24 protein-coding genes are annotated in these 24,252 nt (G+C 68.5%); 15 read left to right on the forward strand and 9 right to left on the reverse strand.

Annotated features, from left to right (window positions below):
• Together AC5P1C_RS35955 and AC5P1C_RS35960 are read left to right on the forward strand one after the other, a co-directional pair.
• On the forward strand, positions 1-216 hold a 216-nt coding region (locus AC5P1C_RS35955), incomplete at its 5' end, for a hypothetical protein (RefSeq protein WP_493870196.1).
• Positions 217-867: 651 nt separating this feature from the next.
• Positions 868-1,443, forward strand: coding sequence for a TetR/AcrR family transcriptional regulator (locus tag AC5P1C_RS35960; protein ID WP_493870197.1), 576 nt, complete (start codon positions 868-870; stop codon positions 1,441-1,443).
• Positions 1,444-1,689: 246 nt separating this feature from the next.
• On the opposite strand, the gene AC5P1C_RS35965 is transcribed toward AC5P1C_RS35960, so the two are convergent.
• The 4 genes from AC5P1C_RS35965 to AC5P1C_RS35980 form a co-directional block, all read right to left on the reverse strand.
• Positions 1,690-1,908, reverse strand: coding sequence for a copper ion binding protein (locus AC5P1C_RS35965; protein WP_493870198.1), 219 nt, complete (start codon positions 1,906-1,908; stop codon positions 1,690-1,692).
• Positions 1,909-2,018: 110 nt separating this feature from the next.
• Positions 2,019-2,888, reverse strand: a complete 870-nt coding sequence (locus AC5P1C_RS35970; protein ID WP_493870199.1) for a F510_1955 family glycosylhydrolase — start codon at positions 2,886-2,888, stop codon at positions 2,019-2,021.
• Positions 2,889-3,031: 143 nt separating this feature from the next.
• Positions 3,032-3,700 (reverse strand): DUF305 domain-containing protein, encoded by a 669-nt coding sequence (locus tag AC5P1C_RS35975; protein WP_493870200.1) that lies wholly within the window; start codon positions 3,698-3,700, stop codon positions 3,032-3,034.
• 89 nt (positions 3,701-3,789) lie between these two features.
• Positions 3,790-4,272, reverse strand: coding sequence for a DUF6153 family protein (locus AC5P1C_RS35980; RefSeq protein WP_493870201.1), 483 nt, complete (start codon positions 4,270-4,272; stop codon positions 3,790-3,792).
• Between the two features lie 111 nt (positions 4,273-4,383).
• On the opposite strand from AC5P1C_RS35980, the gene AC5P1C_RS35985 reads away from it, so the two are divergent.
• The 3 genes from AC5P1C_RS35985 to AC5P1C_RS35995 are packed head-to-tail and all read left to right on the forward strand — an operon-like array spanning position 4,384 to position 6,198.
• Positions 4,384-4,938: a hypothetical protein gene (locus tag AC5P1C_RS35985; RefSeq protein WP_493870202.1), complete on the forward strand. Its 555-nt coding sequence runs from the start codon at positions 4,384-4,386 to the stop codon at positions 4,936-4,938.
• Positions 4,922-5,290, forward strand: a complete 369-nt coding sequence (locus AC5P1C_RS35990; RefSeq protein WP_493870203.1) for a BlaI/MecI/CopY family transcriptional regulator — start codon at positions 4,922-4,924, stop codon at positions 5,288-5,290. Before AC5P1C_RS35985 ends, AC5P1C_RS35990 begins: the two co-directional genes overlap by 17 nt.
• 35 nt (positions 5,291-5,325) lie before the next feature.
• Entirely contained in the window at positions 5,326-6,198 is an 873-nt protein-coding gene (locus AC5P1C_RS35995) for a M56 family metallopeptidase (RefSeq protein WP_493870204.1), read from the forward strand.
• Positions 6,199-6,325: 127 nt separating this feature from the next.
• On the opposite strand, the gene AC5P1C_RS36000 is transcribed toward AC5P1C_RS35995, so the two are convergent.
• From AC5P1C_RS36000 to AC5P1C_RS36010, 3 genes are read right to left on the reverse strand one after another with little or no spacing between them, the layout of a single operon-like run.
• Entirely contained in the window at positions 6,326-7,585 is a 1,260-nt protein-coding gene (locus AC5P1C_RS36000) for a DUF1015 domain-containing protein (RefSeq protein ID WP_493870205.1), read from the reverse strand.
• A 56-nt stretch (positions 7,586-7,641) separates the two neighbouring features.
• Positions 7,642-8,940, reverse strand: a complete 1,299-nt coding sequence (locus tag AC5P1C_RS36005; protein ID WP_493870206.1) for an MFS transporter — start codon at positions 8,938-8,940, stop codon at positions 7,642-7,644.
• Positions 8,937-10,034 (reverse strand): PLP-dependent cysteine synthase family protein, encoded by a 1,098-nt coding sequence (locus AC5P1C_RS36010; RefSeq protein ID WP_493870207.1) that lies wholly within the window; start codon positions 10,032-10,034, stop codon positions 8,937-8,939. The genes AC5P1C_RS36005 and AC5P1C_RS36010 overlap by 4 nt, the downstream gene beginning before the upstream one ends.
• Positions 10,035-11,442: 1,408 nt before the next feature.
• On the opposite strand from AC5P1C_RS36010, the gene AC5P1C_RS36015 reads away from it, so the two are divergent.
• Positions 11,443-12,072, forward strand: coding sequence for a DUF2218 domain-containing protein (locus tag AC5P1C_RS36015; protein ID WP_493870208.1), 630 nt, complete (start codon positions 11,443-11,445; stop codon positions 12,070-12,072).
• 93 nt (positions 12,073-12,165) lie between these two features.
• On the opposite strand, the gene AC5P1C_RS36020 is transcribed toward AC5P1C_RS36015, so the two are convergent.
• Positions 12,166-12,969, reverse strand: coding sequence for an AraC family transcriptional regulator (locus AC5P1C_RS36020; protein WP_493870209.1), 804 nt, complete (start codon positions 12,967-12,969; stop codon positions 12,166-12,168).
• Positions 12,970-13,117: 148 nt separating this feature from the next.
• Here AC5P1C_RS36020 and AC5P1C_RS36025 point away from each other — a divergent pair, with 148 nt between their 5' ends.
• Both AC5P1C_RS36025 and AC5P1C_RS36030 read left to right on the forward strand, forming a co-directional pair.
• Positions 13,118-14,599 carry a DHA2 family efflux MFS transporter permease subunit gene (locus tag AC5P1C_RS36025; RefSeq protein ID WP_493870210.1) on the forward strand — a complete coding sequence of 494 codons (1,482 nt, stop codon included), beginning with the start codon at positions 13,118-13,120 and terminating at the stop codon, positions 14,597-14,599.
• Positions 14,600-15,371: 772 nt separating this feature from the next.
• A complete protein-coding gene (locus AC5P1C_RS36030; protein ID WP_493870211.1) occupies positions 15,372-15,734 on the forward strand; it encodes an NADH-quinone oxidoreductase subunit A in 363 nt (120 codons plus the stop codon).
• A gap of 8 nt (positions 15,735-15,742) precedes the next feature.
• Here the strand turns inward: AC5P1C_RS36030 and AC5P1C_RS36035 are convergent, their stop codons facing one another.
• Positions 15,743-16,207 (reverse strand): hypothetical protein, encoded by a 465-nt coding sequence (locus tag AC5P1C_RS36035; RefSeq protein WP_493870212.1) that lies wholly within the window; start codon positions 16,205-16,207, stop codon positions 15,743-15,745.
• Positions 16,208-16,312: 105 nt separating this feature from the next.
• Here AC5P1C_RS36035 and AC5P1C_RS36040 point away from each other — a divergent pair, with 105 nt between their 5' ends.
• The 7 genes from AC5P1C_RS36040 to AC5P1C_RS36070 are packed head-to-tail and all read left to right on the forward strand — an operon-like array spanning position 16,313 to position 23,631.
• Complete coding sequence (locus tag AC5P1C_RS36040) at positions 16,313-17,050, forward strand: hypothetical protein (RefSeq protein WP_493870213.1); 738 nt, start codon at positions 16,313-16,315, stop codon at positions 17,048-17,050.
• Positions 17,043-17,984 carry a complex I subunit 1 family protein gene (locus AC5P1C_RS36045; RefSeq protein ID WP_493870214.1) on the forward strand — a complete coding sequence of 314 codons (942 nt, stop codon included), beginning with the start codon at positions 17,043-17,045 and terminating at the stop codon, positions 17,982-17,984. Before AC5P1C_RS36040 ends, AC5P1C_RS36045 begins: the two co-directional genes overlap by 8 nt.
• Before the next feature lie 14 nt (positions 17,985-17,998).
• On the forward strand, positions 17,999-18,562 hold the full coding sequence (locus AC5P1C_RS36050) for an NADH-quinone oxidoreductase subunit J (RefSeq protein WP_493870215.1): 564 nt from the start codon (positions 17,999-18,001) through the stop codon (positions 18,560-18,562).
• Positions 18,559-18,864 (forward strand): NADH-quinone oxidoreductase subunit NuoK, encoded by a 306-nt coding sequence (gene nuoK, locus AC5P1C_RS36055; RefSeq protein ID WP_493870216.1) that lies wholly within the window; start codon positions 18,559-18,561, stop codon positions 18,862-18,864. Before AC5P1C_RS36050 ends, nuoK begins: the two co-directional genes overlap by 4 nt.
• The gene (locus tag AC5P1C_RS36060; RefSeq protein WP_493870217.1) at positions 18,861-20,717 is read left to right on the forward strand and encodes an NADH-quinone oxidoreductase subunit 5 family protein; all 1,857 of its coding nucleotides are present in this window, start codon (positions 18,861-18,863) and stop codon (positions 20,715-20,717) included. The genes nuoK and AC5P1C_RS36060 overlap by 4 nt, the downstream gene beginning before the upstream one ends.
• Before the next feature lie 5 nt (positions 20,718-20,722).
• Positions 20,723-22,228 (forward strand): complex I subunit 4 family protein, encoded by a 1,506-nt coding sequence (locus AC5P1C_RS36065; protein WP_493870218.1) that lies wholly within the window; start codon positions 20,723-20,725, stop codon positions 22,226-22,228.
• Positions 22,225-23,631, forward strand: coding sequence for an NADH-quinone oxidoreductase subunit N (locus AC5P1C_RS36070; protein WP_493870219.1), 1,407 nt, complete (start codon positions 22,225-22,227; stop codon positions 23,629-23,631). Before AC5P1C_RS36065 ends, AC5P1C_RS36070 begins: the two co-directional genes overlap by 4 nt.
• Positions 23,632-24,252: the final 621 nt, after the last annotated feature.

The raw sequence follows: 24,252 nt of genomic DNA on the forward strand, positions 1-24,252 counted from the left end.
GATATGGATGTGAACGTCGGGCGAGCGACCGCGCCGATCGGCCAGCAGTTCCACCGCTCGGGCGGCGAGGTTCGTACCGCAGTCAGCTTCGCCGTCGCCACTGGTCCGCTCATCGGCGGCTCTCTGACCACTTCCCTGTCCTGGCGATGGATCTTCTACATCAACGTCCCCCGTTGGCGTCATCGCCATCGTCATCGGCATGTTCCGCGTCCGTGAATCGATGAACCGCCGCGCTCATCCCACCGACTGGTCCGGCCTGATCACCTTCAGTGTCGCCCTCGCAGCTCTGGTCTTCGCCACGATCCGCGCCCCTGAGGAAGGTTGGACCAGTGCCTTCGCTCTCACCCGCTACGCCGCAAGCGTCATTTTCCTCGTGCTGTTTCTGGCCATCGAACGGCGGATGGGCGAGTGCGCCATGCTCGACCTCTCGTTCTTCCGTAACCGAGCCTCATCGGCAAGGTGCCCTTCCGCTTCCTCCTCGGGGGCGCCACCGGCATCATGGCCACAGGCCTGCTCTTCCTCAACAACACGAAAGCCGACTCCGCCTGGACCGCTCCCTCGAGACAGTCGCCCAATCCAGCGGTTCCTCGGGCGACTTGATACCGAGCGCCGGGCAAGAGGCCCACATGTCAGCCTTCCACAACGCCATGAATCTCTGCGCAGCCCTCGGCTTCATCGCTGCCCTCATCGGGTTCCTCATGATTCGCACCAGGGACCTTCACCCCAGCGCGATGTCGGACATCCCCCCCGGACATTGATGACAACGGCGATGCCCCTCCCGAGGAAGGCACCTCCAGCCTCACTATCGCCCCTGCCCCGTGACTCCCTACTGAGTGCCAGGGACGCGTCTCGACGTATCGTGAGGTTGTGCCGAAGCTGTGGAACGAGACGATCGAGGCGCACCGTCACGCGGTGCGCGACGCGATCCTGCGCACGACTTGGGAACTGGTGGCGGAACGTGGACTGACGTCTGTGACCATGTCGCAGATCGCTGAGAAGGTCGGCATCGGACGTGCGACGTTGTACAAGTACTTCCCGGACGTCGAGTCGATTGTCGTGGCCAGGCATGAAGACCACATCGCCACCCACCTGGAGCACCTCTCCGCAGCGGCGCATGCCACCGGCGAGTCGGGGGAGCGGCTCAAGACCGTGCTCGAGGGATACGCCCTCATCTCATACCGCCGTGGCCGACACGGTGCTGAGCTGGCGGCCCTCCTGCACCAGGGGGAACCGGTAGCGCAGGCTCAACAGCGGCTCGTCCAATTGATCCGTGATCTGCTGGCCGAGGTTGCGCAAGAGGGCGGCCTGCGTGAAGACGTGGCTACTGGCGAACTCGCCAACTACTGCCTCTATGCCCTCGCCGCGGCGAGCAATCTCCCGTCGGAGGCTGCGGTCCGCCGTCTCGTCACGGTTACGCTGGCCGGGCTGCGGCCCCCAGGATGACCTGGTAGCCCGCCCCAGTGGTACCTCTTTGTCATGGGGCGGATCGCCCATGCATCGGCGATGTTCAACCGGCCGCGGAACTACGTCTCGTGGGGCACGCGCAGCTCGCCGTGGTTGCCACGCCCCCTTCGACGATCCTCGTGGCGACGGCATGCAGCAGGGCCGCCGCCGTCGCTCGCACGAGGGGATGCGCGGCGACACTGCCTACTCGTTCCCAGCGCCGGCTCAGCGGCGCGATCGGGGCGCTCACGGCTCGCGACGGTTGATCAGGTCGTAGCCGGCCTCGTCCACGGCCGCGGCAACCGCGTCGTAGTCCAGGCGCGCGTCGCTGGTTACTGTCACCTGGCCGGTCTCCAGGTCGACGCCCACGTTCTTGACGCCGTCGAGGTCACCGACTTCGGACGACACCGCTTTGACGCAGTGCTCGCACGTCATGCCCTTGACCTCATAGATGTCCTGCACCATGACTCTGCTCCTCTCGTCTCAACTTCAGGGCAGACAATACCCCAGGGGGGTATGCAGGCCAAGGGGGGATACAGCTGAGCAGAGGTGGTCCCTCGCCGGACGCCGCCGCGTCAATGTCCACCGGTGGAGGTGACGGCCAGACGCTTGATGAAGGTCTTGCCGCTGTCCTTTGACTCGTAGACCCCGTCCTGGGTCGCGATGAGGAGGTGCTTGGCATCTACTGCGGTCAGTGCCTGAGGCTGTCCGCCGGGCACGGTGGCCGTCTTCTTCCAGGTCTTGCCGCTGTCAGTGCTGCGATTGAGTACGCCAGCGGGGTCGATGCCGTACAAGGCGTCCTGCTTCGCCCAGGAGATGAACGCCATCACCGGCTTCGCGGCCGGACTGAAGGTTTTGCCGCCGTCGGTGCTCCTGGTCATCCCCGACTGGGTCGTCGCGAGGACGGTCTCGGCGTCCTCAGGGCTGACCGCAATGTCGATGGCCTGTAGCTTGCCCCGCTTCTCCCACTTCTCGCCGTCCTTGCTGACGCGGATCAGGCCGTTGGTGCTGTCTGAGCCGTAGATGGCGTCGTGCGCGTATTCGAGGGAGTGAAAGTCGGCCTCGCCGCTGAGGGACTTGGCCTTCCACGTCTTGCCGGCATCCGTACTGGCGATGAGGCCGAGATTTCCGGGGGCGTCGCGGCCTGGAGCAGGGTGGCCGCTGGCCAGGAACGTGCCGTCCTTGGTGACGGTGAAGCCCATGAAGTCGTCCTTGCTGTCGCCGACGAGTTGCGGGCTTCCGTTCTTGTCCGGCGTGTAGATGCCGTCATGCGTGGCGACGTGGAGCTTGTCGCCGGGCGGGGCGACGCCGACGCCGTGGATGTGGCTGATGGCGGTATCGGAGGGTTGATCGCTGTCGCTGTCCTCGTTGCCGCCGGCGCAGGCGTTGAGGGTGAGTGCCAGTGCCATGGCGGACATGGCGAAGGCGATGCGGTGCTTCTTCATGGGTTCCTGATCGCGTGAGTGAAGCGGTCGGGCCGGGCGCACGCAGGCGCTCCGAGCCCGTGCTGCAGGGGCGAGGGGTGGCTGACCGGCTGCCGCGACCCCGGTCGAACGGGGCGCGGCAGCCAGTCGAACGGATGACTCGGTCAGACCCGGTCGAGGATCTTGTCGAGCTGCTTGACCTCGGCGGCCTGGTTCTTGACCACGTCGTCGGCGAGCTTCTTCGCCGTCGCGTTCTTGCCGCTCTTCTGCTCTTCCTTGGCCATCTCGATCGCGCCGTTGTGGTGGTCGATCATCATCTGCGCGAACTTATTGTCGAAGTCGGCGCCCTTGGCGGCCTTGAGGTCCTTCATGTCCTTCTCGGACATCATCCCGGACATGCCACCGTGGTCACCGGAGCCGTGGTCCATGCCGGGCATGCTCTCGGCCGACTCGGGCTTGCCCCAGGCCTTCAGCCAGGACTTCATCTTCTGGATCTCGGGGTCCTGTGCCTTCTCGATGTCCGAGGAGAGGGTCTTGATCTCGGCATCAGCGGCCCGGCCGTCGGTGAGCTTGGCCATGTCCACGGCCTGCTCGTGGTGCGGGATCATCATCTGCGCGAAGGTCACATCGGCGTCGTTGAACGCGCCCGGCGCCGGGTTGTCCCCGGCGGTCGCGCTCGCCGAGGCGGAGCTGTCGCTCCCGTGGTCCATGCCTTCCATGTCGTCGCCGTCGCTGCTGCATGCCGAGAGGGCCAGACCTGCGGCGACGGCGGTGCTGATGAGGGCGATACGGCGGACTCGGGGGCGGCGGATGCCGTGCTTGATGGCGTTCATGCTGGAACCTCTTGCTCTGTGCTGTGGTCTGCGAAATGTGGCTGAACCGGGATGCGGGCAGCGCGAAGGGCCCGCGGTCGCGGTTCGGCCTAGGTCCGCAGGACCGACAGTTGAGCGAGGTCTGGTGGTCTGCGAGGCGGAGGGTTGGGGCGCAGCACGGCGATGACGCCGGCGCGCAGGCGCACCAGCCAGTCCGTCCGGCGGCCGAGCGCCGCCCGGAGAAGGCGAGCGAGGACCCACGCGCCGAGCACGGCCATGCACAGGGAGGTCATGTCCATCGCCATGCCGCGAGTATCGGACGACGTCTTGGTGCCGTGGTCCGCACTTGTGTCCGATGCGGCCGAGGCCGTCGTGAGGTCACTGTGTGTCGGCGAGGCGGGCTGAGCCGCAGAGCCGGCCATGCCGCCGTCTTCGTGGATGCTCGCGGTGGACGTGTGTGCGGTGTGCTGCATCGCCGAACCGGAGTCGTCGGAGGGGTGACCGACCGAGTGCATCACGAAGACACCTAGCGCAAGCACGACGACGAGCAGCAGATGCCCCCAGGCACCGACCCCTCGAATCCACCGGCTCACAGACACAAGTACGACCTCCAGGACTGACGATACCGAAGCCCTGCGCATGCTGCTCCCCGCCCCAGTACTACTAAACTGCTTGGCATTGTCGGCAGTGGAGGAGTGGTGGGCGTGAGGGCGTGGCGGCTGAAGCAGTGGGTGACGGCCATCGTCGTGGCTGTGCTCTCGGCGGCAGCGATCGGGGTGCCTACGGGGGTCGTTCCCACGTCCCTGTATGCCCGCATGACACCCGTCATCTGGTGGAACTACCCGGTCTGGGCTGTCAGCTCCGTCCTCATGGGTTTGCTTGCCGCCACGTACGCCGGTGGCGTGCGAACGACGGTGCCGGAGAAGCCGCGCAGTGCGCGGGCGCTGGTCGCCGGTCTCCTCTCGGCCTTCGCCGTCGGCTGTCCCATCTGCAACAAGCTCGTCGTTCTCGCGCTGGGGATGAGCGGAGCCATGTCGTACTGGGCTCCCGCGCAGCCCGTGCTCGCCGTGGCGTCGCTCGCGTTGCTCGGTCACGCATTGGTCCGGCGCCTACGGGCCGCGAACGCTTGTCCGGTACCGAGTGCTGTGACCTCGGGCGCCCCGCTCCTCGTAGGCGCGGACGATTACGATGAACCGTCACTGCGGCCGGAGACATCGACCTCCGGTGCCGAAGGGAGCGGGCGTGCGCCAGTTGGGTGAGCTTGAGGCGGAGATCATGGACCGCCTCTGGTCGTGGGGGCGACCCGCCACCGCCCGTGAGGTGCGCGACGACCTCAACAAGAAGCGCCCGATCGCGTACAGCACGGTGAAGACGGTGGCCGACATCCTCTACAACAAGGGCATGCTCACGCGGCAGAAGGACGGCCGTGCCTGGCTGTACACGCCGACGTGTACGCGTCAGCAATACACCGCCGCGCGCATGCAGGACGCCCTCGACGACAACCCGGACCCGGCCGGTGTGCTGATCAGTTTTGTGGAGCAGATCTCGGCAGACGAGGTGCAGGCGTTGCGTGCCGCCCTGCGGGCCGCCGGACGGCGGAGCGGCGCGTGATCACGGCCTTGGTGCTGGCCGCCTACGCCGTACTCGTGGGCGCGGTGATCCCGTACTTCCTGGCCCGGGCACGTTGGCCGCATCGCGCCCCAGCGGTCGCCGTCCTGGCCTGGCAAGGGCTGTCGCTGACATTTGTCGTGGCTGCGGCGATGGCCGTGTACCACCTAGCCCTGGCCGAGCAACATGTGCACGACGGTGTGGTCGGGCTCCTGAGTGCCTGCGGTCTTGCGGAGGACGCGCCGTCCGGAGGCTCGACGCTGACGCTGATGGACGCGGGCATCCTTATGCCACCCCTGGCCATCATGCTGCTCCCGCTTGGCTGGCTCGCGCGTACGGCCTGGAAGGCACGACAGGACAGGCGTGAGCATGCCCGCACGCTTGCCCTGATCGGCGTCCAGGATCCGGATTACGCTGCCACCGTCGTCGAGCATCCCGTTCCCGCCGTGTACTGCCTCCCGGGCCGTATCCGCCGCATCGTCGTGACTCGGGGCGCGTTGGAGACCCTCACGGACGAACAACTCCGTGCTGTGCTCGAACACGAGAAGGCTCATATTCAAGGTCGGCACCACTTGCTGCAGGTCGCGGCGAAGGCTTTCGCCGGGGCGTTCCCCGGGCTGCCACTCGCCGGTCACGCTCAGGAACAGAACGCGCTGCTGCTCGAAATGATCGCGGACGACCGAGCGCTTCGGTTCCATTCGCGAGATGCCCTGGCCGCTGCCATGTGTGAGGTCGCCGCGGGCCGTGCGCCGCAGGCCGCGCTGGGTGCGGGGGGTTCCGGGGCTCTGATCCGGCTGCACCGCATCCTGACGCCAGAGGCCAGGCCCCACAAGGTGACCTGGTTCGGAGGCGTTGTCGCGTCCGTATCCGCGCCGCTCCTGCCGCTGCTGTTGTCCTGCGGCCCGGTCTGACGGTCCGCTCCCGGTTCGGCGCATGGGATCCGCTCTTGGACGGCCGGGAACGCTCGGTGGTCGAGGGTCGTGTGGCCTGGAGCGATCAGTCGGCGCCAACGTCGGCGCCAACTGATCGCTCCAGGGATCAGACGGCGCCGACGAGGCGCATGGCCAATCCGGCGACCGGTTTGGGACCGAAGGAGGTCGCCTTGCGCGGCAGGAGCACGCCCGACTCGGCACATGCGCGGACCGTCGTCTCCGTGATGCGGGGCAGCAGCACGGCAGTGCCATCGCCCTGCGCGGACACGGCATCGAGCGCCGTTGCCGCATCGTGCACGTACCGCACGGCTCCGGGCAGTTCAGGCACGGCCCACAGAGTCGAGATGAACAGGTGGTCTGCGATCGCGGCGGGCAGGCGCTGCCAACCCTCGGGGGTACGGGAGAGTGCTGCGGCAACCGCTCCGGGGCATGGGGCGGCGATCACCCACGCCTGTCCGCCTCCGCCGATGACGATTTCATCGGCGGAGGGAGGGCGCGGGCCTTCGTGGAGCGGACGTACCTCGGCGACCTGTTCGGCTGCCCGCGCTGCCTTGTCCGGATCGAGTCCCCGGATCACACGGTGAATGGCCGTCAGGCGCAGTGGGTGAGTACGGGAGTCGACAAGGAGCGCGAGACTGCTTGACCAGGGGCTCCGGTCGTTGCCTTTGGCCAGGTCGTGGCAGGCGGCGTGGCGGTGATGGCCATCGGCGATGAGGAGTTCGGCCCCTGACAAGCCGGCGGTCAGTGATTCCTGCTCCGCAGGGTCGGCGCAGGCCCAGAGCGTGTGCGTCACTGAGCCCGCGTTGGCCATGGCAAGTGGCGGTCGTAGAAGTAGCCGGTCGAGAGCCGCCGGGGATGTCGCGTCCGTGGAGCGGTAGGCCACCAGCAGCGGTTCGGGCTGCAGACCGGTGCCAGACATCAGTGTCGCGCGTTTCCGCACGACGTGGGGTTGGACGCCCTCGTGCGGAAGCAGGGTGCGGGCTCCTTCGCCGGAGGTGCTCGTCCGTCCGGTGAGGCGGAGTTCTCCTATCAGTCCCCGTTGCAGGATCTCTTCGCCGACGGCCTGTTGGTAGAGGTACAAGGCCGGCTGGGAATCCTGGGCCAGGACGCCGCGCTCCATCCAGCGGTCGAGTTGTCCACGGGCCGCGAGCGGTTCGCGGGCCAGGAGAAGGCGTGCGATGTGATGGGGCTGGACCCGGAGAGCGCGTGCGTGAGCGGGCCGCATGTCGTCGTACGGCGGGCAGAGCACGGAAGAGAGATCGCCGACGAGGCGGGGGTCATAACGGAGGGCTCGAAAAGGCCGTAGGAGAGGGGATGTTGAGCCGGGAGAAAGGCGCATGGTGGGGCCTCCTGAGGTGCGGGGCATGGCGAGGCCGAGGGATGGACGGGTTCGTCCGTCCCTCGGCCTCGCGACCGTGCGAGTTATGCGGTGACGGACTGGGATTCGGTGGTGACCGGTGCCAGTAGTCCGGTGCGGTGCAGGCCGTTCAGGGCCGCCGCGCAGGCGAGGCCGAGCGCGAGGAGCACGAGCCAGGGCAGCGCCGACAGGCCCGCTTCCCGTGCCGCGTCGAGCGCGGCGCCGGTGAGCAGGTTCCCGAGAGTGATGCCGATGCCGCAGATGGTGTTGTAGAGCCCGTAGTGGGTGGCGACGAGGCGGTCCCCGGAGAGGCGGACGATGGTGTCCATCTCAAACGGGTACGCGATCATCGTGCCCACGGCCAGCAGGAGGGCCGAAAGCGCTGGTGGCACGGCTGCCAGGAGCCATCGCCCCGGCCCGCTGTCCGGCACGGGCAACGGCACCGCCACCAGGAGTGGCACGAATGCCGTCCCCATGGCGACGAGCCCCCACGTGAGCGCACGGCCGGGCTCCATCCGCTCCTTGCACCAGGCTGTCACCCGCGTCTGGAAGAGGATGGTGCTCAGCCCGGAGACGGCGAACAGCAGAGCGGTCGCCGCCGTACCGCCTTCTCCGTCGCCTCCCAACCGCCTTACCTCCAGTGGCAGTGCGAGGTAGACCTGGAAGGACAGGACGTACGAGCCGATCATGGCAACGGAGAAGAGCAGGAACGGCCGGTTGGCCACGATGGTGCGCCACTGTGTCAGCACGCTCTCCTGCTTTGTGCCCTCGCCCGCGCCCTTGTCGGCTGCCCGGCGTGCGGGGAGCGCCCGGATCTGGACGATGCTCAGCAGGGCGAAGATGCCTGCGGACACGAGGCAAGTGGTGCGGAAGTCCACGGAGGTGAGCATCATGCCGACCAGCGGGCCGAGCAGGATTCCGGCCTGGTAGAAGACGTTGAACAAGGCGAAGGCCTCGACCCGGCGGTCACCTGCGTCCGCCGCGAGATAGGCGCGGACCGCCGGATTGAACAGCGCCCCGGCCAGACCGGTCGCCGCGGAGGCGGCAAGGAGCGCGGGCAGCGAGTCGACCAGGCCGAGCGTCGCGAACCCGACAGTGCGCAGCACACACCCGGCGACGATCATCGGCTTGTACCCGAGCCGGTCGGCGAGCGTGCCGCCCACGAGGAACATGCCCTGCTGTGTGAAGTTCCGTACGCCCAGGACGAGTCCGACCACCCACCCGGCGAGGCCGACCCCTCCCGAGAGGTGCGCGGCCAGGTACGGCATCAGCATGTAGAAGCCCAGATTGATGGTGAACTGATTCACCATCAGCAATTGCACACTGCGTTCGTATGTCCTGACCTGCTGCAGCGTGCCCTTCATCGGATGTCCTCGGTCGTGTTGGCCAGGGCGAGCGGGTCGACGACGTCGGTGCATCGCGTCCAGCAGGTGACTTCCTTGTCGTCGGGCCGGGACAGCTCGTCCGGTTCCGCGGCCGGAGGATGGTCCAGGAGGCCGTGCGTGGCGCAGTAGTCGTCGTCGTACACCGTGCCGAGGTAGCGCTGCGGTCCGTCGGGGAAGACGGCCGCGATCCGGGTGTCGGCGGGCCGGGTCCTGGCGATCCACCCGGCCGCCAGGGCGACCGCGCCGACGCTCCAGCCGCCGGTCGCGTAGTGGGACGAGGCGAGCTGGCGGCAGGTCCACACGGCTTCGGCGGGAGCCACCCAGTGCACCTCGTCGATGTTCTCGTACGCCACATTGCGCGGGTAGATGCTGGAGCCGAGGCCGCGCATGAGCCGCGTGCGCGCGGGCTGGCCGAAGATCGTCGATCCGATGGTGTCGACGCCGACGACGCTGAGATCGGGATACAGCTGACGCAGTACTCGCGACACCCCCGCGGAGTGGCCGCCGGTCCCGACGCTGCACACCAGTACGTCGATGTGGCCGAGCTGGGCGGCGAGTTCGAGGGCGAGCGGGGTGTACGCGGTGGTGTTGTCGGGATTGTTGTACTGGTCCGGGCACCAGGAACCGGAATGCTCGGCGAGGAGTTCATTGACGCGATCGCGCCGGGCCTGCTGCCAGCCGCCCTCCGGGTGCGGCTCGGCAACCACGTCCACCTGGGCGCCATAAGCGGTCAGCAGCCGGGTCATGGACGGTTCCAGGCCGGGGTCGGTGACCAGGGTGACGGGATGTCCGTGGACCATCCCGGCGAGCGCCAGGCCGAGGCCGAGAGTGCCGCTGGTGGATTCGATGATCCGGCCGCCGGGCAGCAACTCGCCGCGGGCGCGGGCGCGTTCGACCATGTGAAGGCCGGGGCGATCCTTTATGCCGCCGGGGTTGAAGCCCTCCAGCTTGGCCCAGAAGCCACGGCCCTTCGAGGCCAGCGGCTCGGAGATGTGCAGGACCGGTGTGTTGCCCACCAAGCCGGATAGAGCTGACCGCGTGGGGGTCACATCGGTGGTGATCAGAGAGTGCATGGTTTCGCTCTCGTCGAAGTGTCGGTGTGTCGGGTGCGTGTCTCGTCACGCGCACCCACGTGTGGATGCGCGGCGGCCGTGTGGCCACGGCCGCGGAGGCGACGCCTATATGCGCCACCGACAGATGGCGAGAAGCGTTGTTCTGGACGTGCTGGTGCCGGTCGCTCTGGCCTCTCGGAGCCGGCCGGCCGGAGGCATCGCCGTCGCGGCGTCCGCAGTGTTCGTGAGGGAGTCGCGGGGCGTGGGGCCGGTGGCGCCGCGCGGGGCCGGCCCGCCCTCGGTGTCGCCCGCGGGCGTGCAGGTGGGGGCTCCTCCTGAGGCGTGGCGGGACTCGGATCCATCCGCCGATGCCGCCGCGGCGGCATCGGCGGACTCCAGGCTCGGGCGCCCGTGTCCGTGGCCTGCTTCGGCGAGCTGGTGTGGGCAGGCCAGGGCGCTCGCCAACAGCAGGGCGAAAACGACGGCGATGAAATGGTGGGCCCACGGCGGAGCGTGGTGGAACGGATGACGACGGATGGATGACAGCACAGCGGCTCCGCACGGCTGCCCCGAGTCCGCGCGGACAGGCGGAGGGCAACGATCAGGGGTCGGTGAGGTGGCAGGCGAGGGCCGTCAAGTGGCGACAGGTGCGCTCACGGTCGCGTGGGCGGGAAGAAGGTCGCGCGGAGAGGACGGCCGGAAGGGAGCTGCCGACTCTAGATCCGAAGGATCGCTGCCTGATGGGATGGTGGTGGCGCATGGGCTGCACGCCCAGAACCTTCAAAGAAGGCGGCCCCGAGGTCCGGACTGCCGTGCTGGGAGCCCGAGTCCAGTCCCGAGGCGCAGGGTGCAGCGAGGGACGGACCATCCTGGGGCTGTCCGGAGAGGCACTCGTCCGCAGGGTGGGAGGAGTCCTCGTGATGACCGTGGCCGTGAACGCTGCCACCGCTCGGTTCTTCGGCGGCAGTTTGTTCGCCACCCGGGTAAGGGACTTGATCCACGGCGACCGACGAGGTCACCGACGCCGGGGAGACGTGCGCCGACGCACCTTCCACTCCGATGCCGTGCGCGTAGAGCACGCTGAAGAGGAGGGCGCCCAGCCACCAGAGGCGCGACGTACGTGGCGCCGAGCCCGTACGTCGTACGCCGAAAGGCGACCAGGTCGTAATCATGACGTGATGTTAACCGCTGAGAGGCATGTGGCTGTGCGCGCCCCACGGAACGGGACGCTAACAAGCCATGAAAAGTGCCACGACAGCTCTCTTGTTCCGGCGGCCTTCTGGGCATGGTGACTTTAGGGTGACGAACTGTATTGACATAGACAGAGTGTATCGATAAAACTGAATCTCGTAGCGAAGCCCGTCGACGTCACCATTGACCCGGGCGGTGTCTGGGCCTGGTTCGTCGCTCTCAGCAGGAGCTGAACACCATGCTGTCCTCGGAAGCCCGCATCGAGACCGAACGTTCGAGTCGGTACCTCGTTCAACTCTGCCGACACGCCGAGCAGATGGGGCGATATCTGGGTCACCGGCCGCGCGTTCATGGAGGCGGTGGCACACCTCTCCAGGTGCTGCACGTCGACTGGTCGGACGCTGAGGGGTCCGTCCACTTTGGCTCGGGCCGGCTGACCCTCTCGGCCGCGTCCGGCGCGCTGCTGCTGCGCATCGAATCCCCGGATGGGGAAAGCCTGCAGAGGATGCAGGAACTGGTCGCCGGTCGCCTCGAAAAGATCGGCAGGCGCGATGAGCTGAAGGTGGCCTGGGGGCCAAGCGTGGAGGCCGTGAATCCAGACGGCGATGCCGATGGCAAGTCCGTAATGGCGGCTCGCTCGGCAGAAGGCGGCGCTGGGGGGCGCGGGCGAGGTTGGGTGGTTCCCGTCGGTCTCACCGCCGTGGGTGTGGTCGTTGTGGCCGCGCACCTGGGCCTGGGGGGAGTCCTGTTGGCGGACTGGCGGTGGACGGGCTGGGCGGGAGTCGGGGTGCTGGCCGTTGTCGCCGCGAAGACCGCTGTTGTGGGAGGCGTCCTCTTTCGTCGCCGTCATGCCGCCAACGGGCATTGAACCTGGCTGATTCCGGAGATACGCCGACCATGCTCGTTCCGCGGTGTCGGGCAGAGGCCGTGGGCGCGGCGGAGGTCCGGACCTCCGCAGTGGTTATCCCTCGGTGGTGCTCGTGGCTGATGCCTCAAACGACGCGTCGCCGCTGAGATAGCGCCCGGGGGAGGTTCCCACGGTTCGCCGGAACGCAGCGAGGAAGGCGCTCGGCGTCGCGTATCCCACGGTATGTGCGACTCGGGAAACGGGCTGGCCCTCGGCGAGGAGGGGAAGTGAGGCGCGCAGGCGCATATGGGTGCGCCAGCGGTCGAAGTTCATGCCGGTGTCCTGGACGAACAGGCGGGTCAGGGTGTGTCGGCTCACCCCGACGGCTCGTGCGTGCGCTTCAAGGCTTCGGGGGTCTGCGGGGTGGGTGAGCAGTGCGTCGGCCACGGCTCGTACGCGGCTGTCGGTGGGGGTCGGTACGTCGATGGGTGTGGCCGGCAGGGGGTGCAGGAGGTCCAGCACGACCGCCTCGGCCCGCAGCCGCGCGTCGTCGGGGAGGCCCTCACGGCTGAGGTAGGCGATCAGGTGGGCCAGCAGTCCGTCGACACCGACCGGAGTGGGCTCCGTCCAGTCCTGACGGCAGCTGTCCGGTTCGAAGTAGAGGCTGCACAGCACCGCGTCCCGGGTGGCGCCAGTGCGGTGCACAACGCCTGCGGGCAGCCACAAAGCCCGGGTGGGCGGCAGGATCCAGTAGGCGTCGTCGACAGCGACGCCGAGCACCCCACGCCGCGCCCAGGCCAACTGGTGGTGCCGCGGGTGGCTGTGCGGGACGATCCACTCCCCGGACACCAGGGGGAAGTTCCCGACGACGATTGCGCCCACCCCGGCCGGGACGTCCCCCGCGATGGCATAGGTCATGCCCCAAGCCTATGTCCCCAATGCGATACGACGTGGCCTCGTAGCGCATCGCGGCCAGCGCGGCCGGTGCATAGCGTCGTTCCATGCCGACCAATCATCCGCGCCATGGGCGCTGCCGCTGTTCGAACAGGCCGCCTACGAGAACAGGATGCCCGGCGTGACGGCGGCGTCAACTGCCTCCGCCGTCACGACCATTGGGCGTCGAGGGCCGGCACTCGTGGTGCTGTGCTTCGTACAGTTCATGCTCGTCCTGGACGACAACGTCGTCAGCGTCGCGCTCCCCAGCATGCGCAACGACCTGGGCTTCAGCACCGCCGGCCTGGCTTGGGTCGTCAACGCCTACTTCCTGGCCTTCGGTGGGCTGTTGCTGCTGTTCGGCCGCATGGCCGACCTGCTCGGCCGCAGGCGCGTCTTCCTGAGCGGCGTGACGCTGTTCGGTGTGGCGAGCCTGGTGTGCGGCGTCGCCCAGGAGCCGTGGCAGCTCGTGACCGGGCGGTTCGTGCAGGGCGCGGGCGCGGCCATGGCCAGCCCGGCAGCGCTGGCTTTGATCGCACTCCTGTACCCGGGCGCCGAGGAGCGCACCAAGGCATTTGGCATCTGGGGCGGCATCGCGGCTCTGGGCGGCACGATGGGCCTGGTGATCTCCGGTGCGCTGACCGGCCTCGCGTCCTGGCGCTGGATCTTCCTGATCAACCTGCCGGTGGCCCTCGCAGCCGTCGTACTGCTCCCGCGCCTGGTCCCCGAGAGCCGGGCCCAGAGCGCGGGACGCCTCGACGTACCTGGCGCGGTACTGGGCACCGGCGCCCTGGTGTCCCTGGTCTACGGGCTACTCAAGGCGGGAGAGTCGGGCTGGGGAGACACCACCACTCTCGGGTCTCTGGTTCTGTCGGTGTTCCTGGCCGTCGCCTTCCTCGCGGTCGAGGCGCGGACTGCCGAGCCGCTGGTGCCGTTGTCGTTCTTGTCCTTCCGGTTCCGCGCCGTCGCCAACGGGGCGACCCTGTTGTTCTCCGCCGCCATGTACGCGATGGCGTTCCTGCTGATGGTGCACCTGCAGACCGTGCTCGGCTACCGTCCGCTCACGGCCGGCCTCGCCTACCTGCCGTACGGCGCAGGCATCCTCGCGGGCATGTGGCTCTCCTCCCGAGCGGTGATCAGGCTCGGCGTACGACCGGCCCTCGTCGTCTCGGTCCTGATCAGCGCGGCAGGGCTTCTGCTGCTGTCCGGCGTGGCACCGGACGACGGCTACGCCTCCGGAGTGCTGCCCGGCATGCTCGTCACGAGCCTTGGCTGCGGACTCAGCCTGCCCGCCCTGACGGTCGTCGCGCTCACGGGCACCACCGAGGAGAACGCCGGTCTCGGCTCTGCCGTCCTGAGCTCCGTCCAACAAGTCGGCGGCGCGGTGGGGGTGGCGGTGCTGGTCGCTCTGGCCACGCGCCGCAGCGACGCCCTGGCCGCACAGGGCGACCCCCTGCACGCGGCGACCGAAGGCTTCTCGCTCGCGCTCACCGTTGCTGCTGTTCTTCTCGGGCTCGGTGCCGTCCTCATAGGCGCGCTGCTCGGGAAGAACCACGGCTCAGTAGATACGGCCGACGATGGTGAGGATACGACCATTCATGCGAACCGTACGTAGCGGTCGGCCCCTGCCGGTGTGTGCCTGCCTCACGGGTTGATGGCGGGTGCCAGCAGTGGGCCTAACGCCTTCACAGCGATCCAGGATGCGATCACCGTCTATCTGGACGCCGAACAGCGCCTCGGGCGCCTCGCGGACGGTACGGAACCGCCTCGGTTGCACTCGCCCTCGTCGGAACGTCCACCACCTCCTGATGACCAGCTGGTCCGACGCACCGGATCCCCGCGAGCTGACGGAGCGGCTGGTCGCCCGGCTCGTCGATGCCAGCACCGACGGCACTGCGGCCCCTCGGGAAGTGCCGTAGAAGCGGATCAAGTTCTGCGGTGATCAGTCCATGGGCGGATTGGTCTGACACATGGCCAGCGGCCAGGCTGTGACCTGCCGAAGAGGTGCACTCGCCGCGGCTCAACGGATCACTGGGCGCATCTATGGCAGTCGAGGAGTTGAACTGGACACCGCCGTCCGGCGTGCGTTCGCCGACGGCATGGCAGACGCCGTGCTCGGTGGTTCGCTGAGATCGGGTGGGCGGGCGCGGGCAGAGCGGCTGCTGCCGCGTCAAACGGGGCGTGCACGCCCCGAGTCCGACGGAGCCGCCATGGAAGTTAGTAGTGAGGGAGTCACGCCCGGGGGTCGGCCCTGGAGGTGTCGACTGAGGTATCGCTGGGGCTCTCTCAATTGATTACTCGCCACAAAGGCAGGTGGTTGGCGGGGGCTTGAAACCGTGGAGGCAACTCGGCTGCGTGCCTTCTAGGTGTGAAGGAGGTTAGCGGGCATGATGACCGAGGTGAGCGTCTGGGAGCCGGTGCTGGTACTGCTGGGGGTGACGGCGGCGGGGGTCGCCGTGCTCTACGGGCTGGGCGCGCTTCTGGCTGCCCGGCGCGATCCCTTGCATGCCGATCCATTCGCCGGGGGATTGAAGCCGCGTGAGCACGCTGTCTCCCGGTTCCATGTCCGCTGGTACCCGGTCACCATGCTCTTCCTGGCGTTCGACATGGAAATGCTCTTCATGTACCCCTGGGTCAGAGTGGTGAGCGAGATGGGTGCACCAGCGGTCATCGAGATGTTCCTCTTTCTGGGCATCCTCTTCGCTGCCGTGGCCTACGCCTGGCGTGAAGGCGCGCTGAAGTGGATGTGAGGAGGGCGCTACGCCGGGCCGTCGCTGGACGCCCTCCAGTCCTGCTGGTCACATTGCCGGGCGCGACCCTCGAACGAGTGGCCGTCGAGGCTGAACTGCGGCAACGCCACTGGCTGTTGGCTGCGAGCCCGGCTGCCGCTGCCGCCTTGGTCGTCGCCGGTGAGCCCGACGACGGACATGCCGAGTGGCTGGGCGAGCTGTGGAGCGCAGTGCCGGAACCCAAGGCGTACGCAACTGTGGTGAGCGCCGACGAGATTGGGCGAGCCTTGGACACGGTGGGGCACGTGCTGGCGTCTGGGGAAGAGAGCACTGGGCCTGGCGCGGATCAGGGCACCGGAATTCAGCTGAGCGACCAGTCGGCTCACCGGCACCAGGACGCGCACGCGGGGCATGATGCCGGCGACCAACACAACGACCACGCGTCGCACGGCGATCCCGAAGGCCCGATGGGCCACGAGGATCACGCGGCCCATGACGATCACTCAGGACACGGGGGCAACGACGCCCACGGGGCGCACCACCACGGTGGCGAAGTCGCGGGTCTACCGATGGCCGAACGGGCAGATGACCGTGATGGGTTGAGGCTCGACCAGCTTCACCTCCCGCTCGGGCCCGCACTGCCCGACTGGCCCCCAGGGCTGATCGTCGATGTCGCGATGCAGGGGGACGTGATCCAGCACGCCGAGGTGCGTGAGCCGACCGGTTCCTCCCCAGCCCAGTATCCGCACTCGTTCTGGAACGAGCCATGGCTGCGCGCCTCGCGCGGGGAGCCCATCACCCGTGGCGCGGCCGAACGGCGGCGCTGTGCCGCGCACCTGGACAGCCTCGGCAGATTTCTCGCGGTCACCGGATGGCCGGACACCGCGGCAAGGGCCCGTCGCCTGCGCGATGCGGCGCTGGCCGGAGCCAGTGGGGAGGAGCTGCACGGGGACGTGCGCCGCATGGTCCGACGCGTCGGCGGTTCGAGGACGCTGCGGCTGCTGACCACGCGTATCGGCGTACTTCGTGCCGACCGCGCAACGGAGTTGGGGATCAGTGGGCCCGCGCTCCTCGCGGACGGAGACGTGCATGCCCGCGTGTGCGTGTGGCTGGAGCAGATCGAGCACAGCGTCCCCCGTCTGGAGGAGCGAACAGCCCTCCAGGCCAGCGACGTGAACGGACCGCGTGGCCGCTGCGGCGGCCGGTCGGCGCCGTCTGGACCCCTGCTCGCCGCCCTGCCCGAGCTGCTGCACGGCGCCGAGTTCGCCTGCGCCCGGCTGATCGTCGCCAGCCTCGATCCCGATCTTGACGAGCTGGTCGGGGCGACCCATGGCTGAGGCGGTGGACACCGCCCCGCTCTGGGCGGCCGTGCTCCTGCCCTTCGCGCTCGTTGTCGCTGCCCTCGTGGCCGCCGGGTTCGATGCCGTGCTGTCCGCGAGCGCCGAACGTGGACGGAGCGGTGCGGTCAAGGCGGCCACAGCGCCGGTGCGCGAGGTGCTGCGGCTGGTGGGTCAGCAGCAACGTCGTACACATACGGACGATGTAATGCTCGGCCGTGTCGGGATCGCGCTTGTGCCGGTCGCCGCCGTGCTGGCGGCGGCCGTTGTGCCCTGGGGTTTTCGCGCGGTCACCGATCCGGTCGTCGGCATCGTGTGGTTCAACGCGATGGAGGCGTTGGCCTGGGCCGCGGTTTGGCTCGCGGGGTGGGGGCCGAACTCGGCGCTCTCGCTCATCGGGGGCTACCGCTTCCTGGCGCAGGGACTCGCGTACGAACTGCCGCACATGTTCGCCCTGACCACCGCCGCGCTCGGCGCCGAGTCGTTGCGCGTCGGTGAAGTCGTGCAGGCCCAAGAGGGCTTGTGGTTCGTGGTGTGGATGCCCGCGGCGTTCTTGGTGTACCTGCTCAGCGCGCTGGCCATGTCGTTCCGGGGGCCGTTCGATCACCCGCTTGGGCGCGACGTGGCGGGCGGTGCGGCGGCCGAGTACAGCGGTGTGGACCGGCTTGTGCTCCTCGGCGGCCGGTGGCTGTTGCTCGTGGTGACCGCGGCGTTCAGCGTGCCGCTGTTCCTGGGAGGAGGGCAGGGGCCGTTGCTGGCGCCCTGGGCCTGGACGCTGATCAAGACGGCCGCCGTGCTCGCGGTGCTCGTCGCAGGCAGGCGGCTGCTGCCGACGCTGCGTATGGAGCGGTACATGGAGTTCGCGTGGATGGTGCTCGTCCCGCTCACGCTGATCCAGGCCCTGTTCGTCGCCGTCGTCGTACTCAACCGGTAGAGGGGGCCGCGCAGATGCTGGATGACGTCGTCTTCTGGACGCTCGCCGTGCTCGCGGTGGCCGCCGGAGTCATGGTGTTTCGCTTCGACTCGATGGCCAGGGCGACGTACGCGCTGCTGCTCTCACTGCTCTGCGTGGGCGGCCTGGTGATCCAGCTGGGGCTCGACTACCTGGGCGTGGTCATCGTGCTGATGATGACCATCGAGATGGCCATCATGGCCGTCTTCATGGTGATGTACATGATGAACCCGGCCGGTCTGATGCCGATGTCCATGCTGCACAACAAGAAGGGCGCGGCCGCCCTTTGCACGGTCGTCTTCCTGTTGCTCGCCGCGGGCGTTCTGGCCGCACCGTGGCCGAAGCGGAGTGGCAAGCCGGACGACGACCCGACGATGGCGCTCGGCATGTCCCTGATGGGACCGCACATGCTCACGATGATGACGCTCGGCTTCGCCTTGTTCACCACCATCGTCGCCACCGTCGTGTTGTCCACCCGCCGGGGCCGCTACGACAGATTCGGCGACGACCTCCGGGCTCGTACGCCCGATGACCCGGCGGCAGGAGGGGGCGGGAGATGAACCTGGAACTGTTCCTGCTGCTGGCCGCCGCGCTCTTCAGCATCGGGCTGTTCGGCGCGCTCACCCAGCAGTCCATCGTGATGCTGATGATGGGGCTTGAGCTGATGATCGGCGGGATCATCCTCGCGGCCGCTGCCATCTGGCACTACATCGCACCCGCCGCCACGGACGGGCAGGTGCTGATCGTCCTCGCCGTCACGGTCATGGCGGTGGAGATGGCCATCGGTTTCGCCGTCGTCACCGCGTTGTTCCGGGCACGGGAAGTCGACATGACCGACGAGGCGGCGGAGTTGAAGGAGTGAGCGCGCTGCTCTGGGCGCTGATCGCGGTGCCTCTGATTGCGGGCACGGTGCTGGCACTCGTGGGCAGGCGCGGCGACCGGTACGCGCCGGGCGTTGCAGTCGCGGTCGCCCTCATTGATGCCGGGCTGGCCGTCGACGCTTCCTTCCGCCACCCCTCCGCCTCGGCGCCGCTCCTGGAGCGCCTGCTGTTCGGGATCGCGGTGGACGGGCTTTCGGGGCTGATGGTCGTCACGGTGACGGCAGTGACGGCCTTGGTTCTGGTGTTCAGCATCTCCGACATCGGTCCCGGGGAGGCGCGAGGCCGGTTCTTCGGTCTGATGCTGCTGTTCAGCGGGGCGATGCTGGTGACCGTCACCGCGACCACCCTGCCCGCCCTGCTGATGGGCTGGGAAGTCATGGGCGCCACCTCCTGGGCTCTGATCGGCTACTGGTGGCGCGACCCGGAACGCGTGGACGCCGCAGGCACCGCGTTCCTGACCACCCGCGCCGCCGACCTCGGCCTCTACCTTGCCGCAGGGGCGGCGCTCGCCGGCGGTCACTCCCTGGCGCTCGACGAGCTGGACCGCAACTCGGGCTCCTGGCTGCACCTGGTGACCGCGGGTGTCGTGCTCGCGGCGCTCGGCAAGTCGGCCCAACTACCCTTCAGTTTCTGGTTGTCCAAAGCGATGCAGGGGCCCAGCCCCGTCTCGGCGCTGCTGCACTCGGCCACGATGGTGATCGCCGGGGCGTACCTGCTGATCAGGCTGCAACCCGTGCTCGCAGCATCCGGCTGGGGAGATGACACGGTGGCGTGGACGGGAGCGGTCACTGCGCTCGCGCTCGGCTGCGTCGCCGCCGCGCAGACCGACCTCAAGCAGCTGCTCGCCGCCTCCAGTTGTGCGCAGATCGGCTTCATGGTGCTCGCGGCGGGCGTCGGGTCGACGGACGGCGGCACACTGCAACTCATCGCCCACGCAGCGGCCAAGAGCTTCGCGTTCCTCGTCGCCGGGTTCTGGCTGACCTGGTGGGGCAGCAAGAACCTGCCGGAACTGCGCGGCGCCGCCCGCCGGTATCCGGCTGCCGGGATCGCCTTCACGGTGGCCGCCCTCGGCCTCGCCGGGGTGCCGCCGCTCTCGCTCTGGGCAGCGAAGGACGTACTGCTCGCAGCGGCCCTGGAACACAGCCCTGGGCTGTACGTGTCGGGATTGGCGGCCGCGGTCGTCTCGGCGGTCTACAGCGTCAAGGCCCTCTGGTACGTCTGGCAGCCTCCGGCAGTTCGCGCGAGTGCCGCGTACCGGACCCGCACACGCCTCACCGCCGCAGTCTCCGTTTCCTTCACTGCCCTGGCGTTGACGACCGTGGCGCTCGCAGTGCTCGTCCTGCCTCCCCTGCGTGAACGCGTGACGCGCACGCTCGGCGCCAGCGGTGAACCCACCCCCCACGCCTGGGAGTTCATCCTGAGTGGGGCCCTTGCCCTGCTCACCGCCGGAGCGGTCTGGGCGTGGGGGGCCCGGAGTGCTTCGGCGCCGACATCGGCCACTCGCTGGACCGCAGGATGGCTGGGGCTCGAACGTGCCGTGCACGTCCTGCTCGTACGTCCCGTCCTACGTCTCGCAGGCGCGCTCGCGGCCTTCGACGACCGGGTCCTGGACCGCGGCATCGAGGGACTGGCACGCTGCGCGGTGCGCTTGGCCGACGTCATGAACCGCCGAGCGGAGGCGACCGTCGACGGAGCCGTCGAAGGCGTCGCCGCCACGAGCCGTGAACTGGGGCGACTCGCGCGACGCCCACAGACCGGGCAGCTGCACCAGTACCTCGCCCAGACCGTCGCGGCCTTCACCGTCCTCGCCGTCGTCGTCGTCCTCGTGAGGTGACCGCCGTGCTCACGGCTCTCGTTATGCTCCCCGCCGCCGCGGCCGCCTTGCTGTTGTGCCTGCCGCGCAGCACACCACGCACGGCGCTTCTCGCTGTGTGGGTGGTCGTCTCTGCCGTCGTACTCGCACTGACGGTCGTCGTCTGGGCCGGGTACGACGACGGTGGCGGCATCCAGTACGAGACCAACGCCCGCTGGATCCCCAGCGCGGGCATCGGCTACCACATCGGGGTCGACGGCCTTTCGCTGCCGCTGCTCGCCCTCACCGGGGTGCTGTTCCTGGCCTGCTCGGTGTACGCGCTGCGCGAGACGCGCCGGGTCCGCGAGTTCGCGGCGCTCTTCCTCTTCCTCGAGACCACGTGCCTGGGCCTGTTCGCCGCGCTCGACCTGATTCTCTTCTTCGTCTTCTTCGACCTGTCGATCGTGGCGATGTACTTCATCATCGCGGGCTGGGGCCACGCGAGGGCCGCCCGCGCCGCGCTGAAGTTCTTCCTCTACACGTTCCTCGGATCACTCGCCCTGCTGCTCGGATTCATCGGCCTCTATCTCGCGGCCGATCCGCACACCTTCGACATGGTCGAGCTCACTGAGCAGAACCCGGTTGCCGGGCGGTCCGTGTACGGCGCGTTCGTGCTCCTGGCGATCGGGATCGGGCTCGCCGTGAAGACGCCCACCGTCCCTTTCCACACCTGGCTGCCGCCCGCGCACACCGAGGCTCCGGCCGAAGGCTCGGCGATTCTCGCTGGGGTCCTGCTGAAGATGGGGACGTACGGGTTCCTGCGCATCGCCATGCCGATCCTGCCGGACGCGTGGCGCTCGTACGCACTCGTCTTCGTCGTCGTCGGCCTGGTGTCCGTGTTGTACGGGGCGCTGGTCGCCCTCGCCCAGACCGAGTTCAAACGCATGATCGCCTACACCTCGGTCAACCACATGGGCTACATCCTTCTCGCGCTCGGCGCCGTCGCGGCATCGGGAGCGGACGCCGACGATGCCCGCCGCCTGGCGGTGACGGGCGCGACCTACCAGATGGTCAGCCATGGCCTGCTGACCGGAGCGCTGTTCCTGCTGGCCGGGGTGCTCTACGAGCGAGGCCGCACCTACGACATGGCCGCGTACTCCGGCATCGCGACCACGGCCCCGGTGTTCGCCGCCCTGACAGGAGTCGCGGTGTTCGGCTCGCTCGGGCTGCCGGGACTCTCGGGCTTCATCGCCGAGTTCCAGATCCTCGCAGGCAGTCTCGGCTCCAGACCGGTGGCCACCGGACTCGCCGTCCTCGGCATCCTCCTGACCGCGGCCCTGCTCTTGCGCGCCTTGCAGCGGATGTTCCTCGGGCCGCTGCGGTTGCCCGAAGCGCCGGGTACGCCACGGCCGTTCGCCGACATCCGCGCACGCGAAGGCATCGCGATCGTGCCGCTGCTCGTGCTCGCCGTCGTACTCGGGCTCCTGCCGCGCTTCGTCCTCGACGTCATCGAACCCGCCTCGCGCGGCGTGCTGGAGCTGCTCGCCCGATGAACGAGAACCCGCTCGACCTGCTGCCCGAAGTGCTCCTCGGCGCTTCCGCCGTCCTCGGCCTGCTGCTGGGCGCCTGGCTGCCGCGCCGACGCCAGTGGCTGATCGGCGCGCTGGCGATCGCGGTCTGCGGGGCCGGCATCGTGGCGGCAGCCGTCGCAGCAGCGGGGGCGACCAAGACAGCCTTCGACGGGGCGTTCGCCGTCGACCCGGTGACGTCCACCGCCCGCGTGGTCATCCTCGGCGGGACCCTGATCGTGATCGCCCTGGCCCTGCCGTTCTTCCGTGCGCATGCGCGCGAGACCGAGTTCTACGTCCTCATCCAACTCGCCGCGCTCGGCGCCCTGATGCTCGCCGGAGCTCAAGACCTGCTGCTCCTGGCCGCCGCCTACCTCCTGGCCAGCGTCCCCTCGTACGCACTGGCCGGATTCCGCAAGGACGGGCCCGGCACGGAGGCGGCCCTGAAGTACTACGTCATCGGGGCGCTGCTGGGCGTGGTGATGCTGGCGGGCATCACGATTCTGTTCGCCGCGGGCCGCGGCACGCCTTACCCCGCGCTGAGCGAATCCCTGGCCGACGCGCCCGCCGGTCTTGTGGCGGCGGGCATGGTGGGACTGTTCGCCGGTGTCCTCTTCAAGGCCGGAGGAGTCCCCGGGCACTTCTGGGTGCCGGATGCGGTGCAGGGCAGTACGCCACCGGCCGCCGCCTTCCTCGCCACGCTGCCGAAGGTCGCCGCCCTGGCCGCGCTGTACCGCATCGTCGCCATCCCCCTCGCCGACGCGGACGTGCCGTGGCCAGGCCTCATCGCCGTACTCGCAGCCGCGTCGATGACGCTCGGCAACCTGGGCGCGTTCTTCCAGACCGACGTCAAACGGCTCCTCGCGTACTCGACGATCAGCCAGGTCGGCTACCTCCTCATGCCGATCACGGTGGCAGGCCGCAGCACCGAGGCCCAGACCGCGCTGCTCTACTACCTGGCCGCATACGCACTCACCAACCTCGGCGCCTTCGCCGTGGTGTGCGCCCTCCCGCAGGCACGCACGCTCGACGACTACCGAGGGCTGCTCCGGGCCCGACCCGCCCTGGCCCTCAGCCTCGTCGTCTGCCTTCTCGGCCTGCTCGGGACGCCGCCAACTGCCGTGTTTCTGGGCAAACTTGAGGTCTTCACGGCGGTAGTCGACGGCGGTTACGCCTGGCTGGCGATCGTGGCGGCCGTGAACACCGTCGCTTCCCTCTTCTACTACCTGCGGTGGATCTACCCGGCGGTTTCCGCCCCGTGTGCGGACGTGGAGGTTGTGGTGCCGTCCGCTGCACGGCTTGCATACGCCGCCGCCACGGCCTCAGTGGCACTCGGCATCGTGGGCGGCCCAGTTCTTGACCTTCTCGGTGGCCCACTCGCGGACTGACCGACTCCGGCGGCCGGTTGCTCTGTCGCTACCGGTCGCTTGGCGCGAGAGCTACCTATCGCGAATGTCGAGGACTTGGGAAAGCGGATTGATAAGCCGGAAAGCCTGAGCAATAGAGGGCTGCGTACTCTGACGTTTCGTTCTCAGATGTGAACCGGCTGTTGCTGTCGCTTTTCGTTGTGGCACATGACTTGATCTCGCTTCGGCCGCCCGGCGGCGCCTTCGCGTACGAACCGTACGAGACGGCGATTCGTGCCTTTATGAAGGGGCTACGGCCACAACAAGAACACCGGTCTCAGGATGACGAGGAAGAGAAGTGTCTGCTGAAGGCTGGAGTCGTGGTGTCGTGTCGTTGCGCATAGCTCGCGGGCTGCCCTCGCCTTGCCGCCGCCGCTGCATCGACCGGACACTGAGGCCCAGGTCCTTGGCAATCATCACACTGGCCTCGCCAGACGTACCTGATTGAGTCGTCAGGTAAGTCAGTATCCAATCAGCATCGGACCGGGACAGCCTTCCGTATCTGCTCCTGGTCGACGGCTCCGCGGCAGCGTGACTGGCGCAGAGGCGCAGGTGAGAAGCCTGCTTGTCGTGGCGCACGATGTTCTGGCAGGTCTTCGATTG

Source organism: Streptomyces sp. A18, assembly GCF_059026065.1.

Coding starts and splice junctions, on each gene's coding strand:
- AC5P1C_RS35965 (WP_493870198.1), bottom strand. CDS start 1,908: ATGGTGCAGGACATCTATGAGGTCAAGGGCATGACGTGCGAGCACTGC.
- AC5P1C_RS35970 (WP_493870199.1), bottom strand. CDS start 2,888: ATGAAGAAGCACCGCATCGCCTTCGCCATGTCCGCCATGGCACTGGCA.
- AC5P1C_RS35975 (WP_493870200.1), bottom strand. CDS start 3,700: ATGAACGCCATCAAGCACGGCATCCGCCGCCCCCGAGTCCGCCGTATC.
- AC5P1C_RS36000 (WP_493870205.1), bottom strand. CDS start 7,585: ATGCCCCGCACCTCAGGAGGCCCCACCATGCGCCTTTCTCCCGGCTCA.
- AC5P1C_RS36005 (WP_493870206.1), bottom strand. CDS start 8,940: ATGAAGGGCACGCTGCAGCAGGTCAGGACATACGAACGCAGTGTGCAA.
- AC5P1C_RS36010 (WP_493870207.1), bottom strand. CDS start 10,034: ATGCACTCTCTGATCACCACCGATGTGACCCCCACGCGGTCAGCTCTA.
- AC5P1C_RS36015 (WP_493870208.1), top strand. CDS start 11,443: ATGCTGTCCTCGGAAGCCCGCATCGAGACCGAACGTTCGAGTCGGTAC.
- AC5P1C_RS36020 (WP_493870209.1), bottom strand. CDS start 12,969: ATGACCTATGCCATCGCGGGGGACGTCCCGGCCGGGGTGGGCGCAATC.
- AC5P1C_RS36025 (WP_493870210.1), top strand. CDS start 13,118: ATGCCCGGCGTGACGGCGGCGTCAACTGCCTCCGCCGTCACGACCATT.
- AC5P1C_RS36030 (WP_493870211.1), top strand. CDS start 15,372: ATGATGACCGAGGTGAGCGTCTGGGAGCCGGTGCTGGTACTGCTGGGG.
- AC5P1C_RS36035 (WP_493870212.1), bottom strand. CDS start 16,207: ATGGGCCGCGTGATCCTCGTGGCCCATCGGGCCTTCGGGATCGCCGTG.
- AC5P1C_RS36045 (WP_493870214.1), top strand. CDS start 17,043: ATGGCTGAGGCGGTGGACACCGCCCCGCTCTGGGCGGCCGTGCTCCTG.
- AC5P1C_RS36050 (WP_493870215.1), top strand. CDS start 17,999: ATGCTGGATGACGTCGTCTTCTGGACGCTCGCCGTGCTCGCGGTGGCC.
- nuoK (WP_493870216.1), top strand. CDS start 18,559: ATGAACCTGGAACTGTTCCTGCTGCTGGCCGCCGCGCTCTTCAGCATC.
- AC5P1C_RS36070 (WP_493870219.1), top strand. CDS start 22,225: ATGAACGAGAACCCGCTCGACCTGCTGCCCGAAGTGCTCCTCGGCGCT.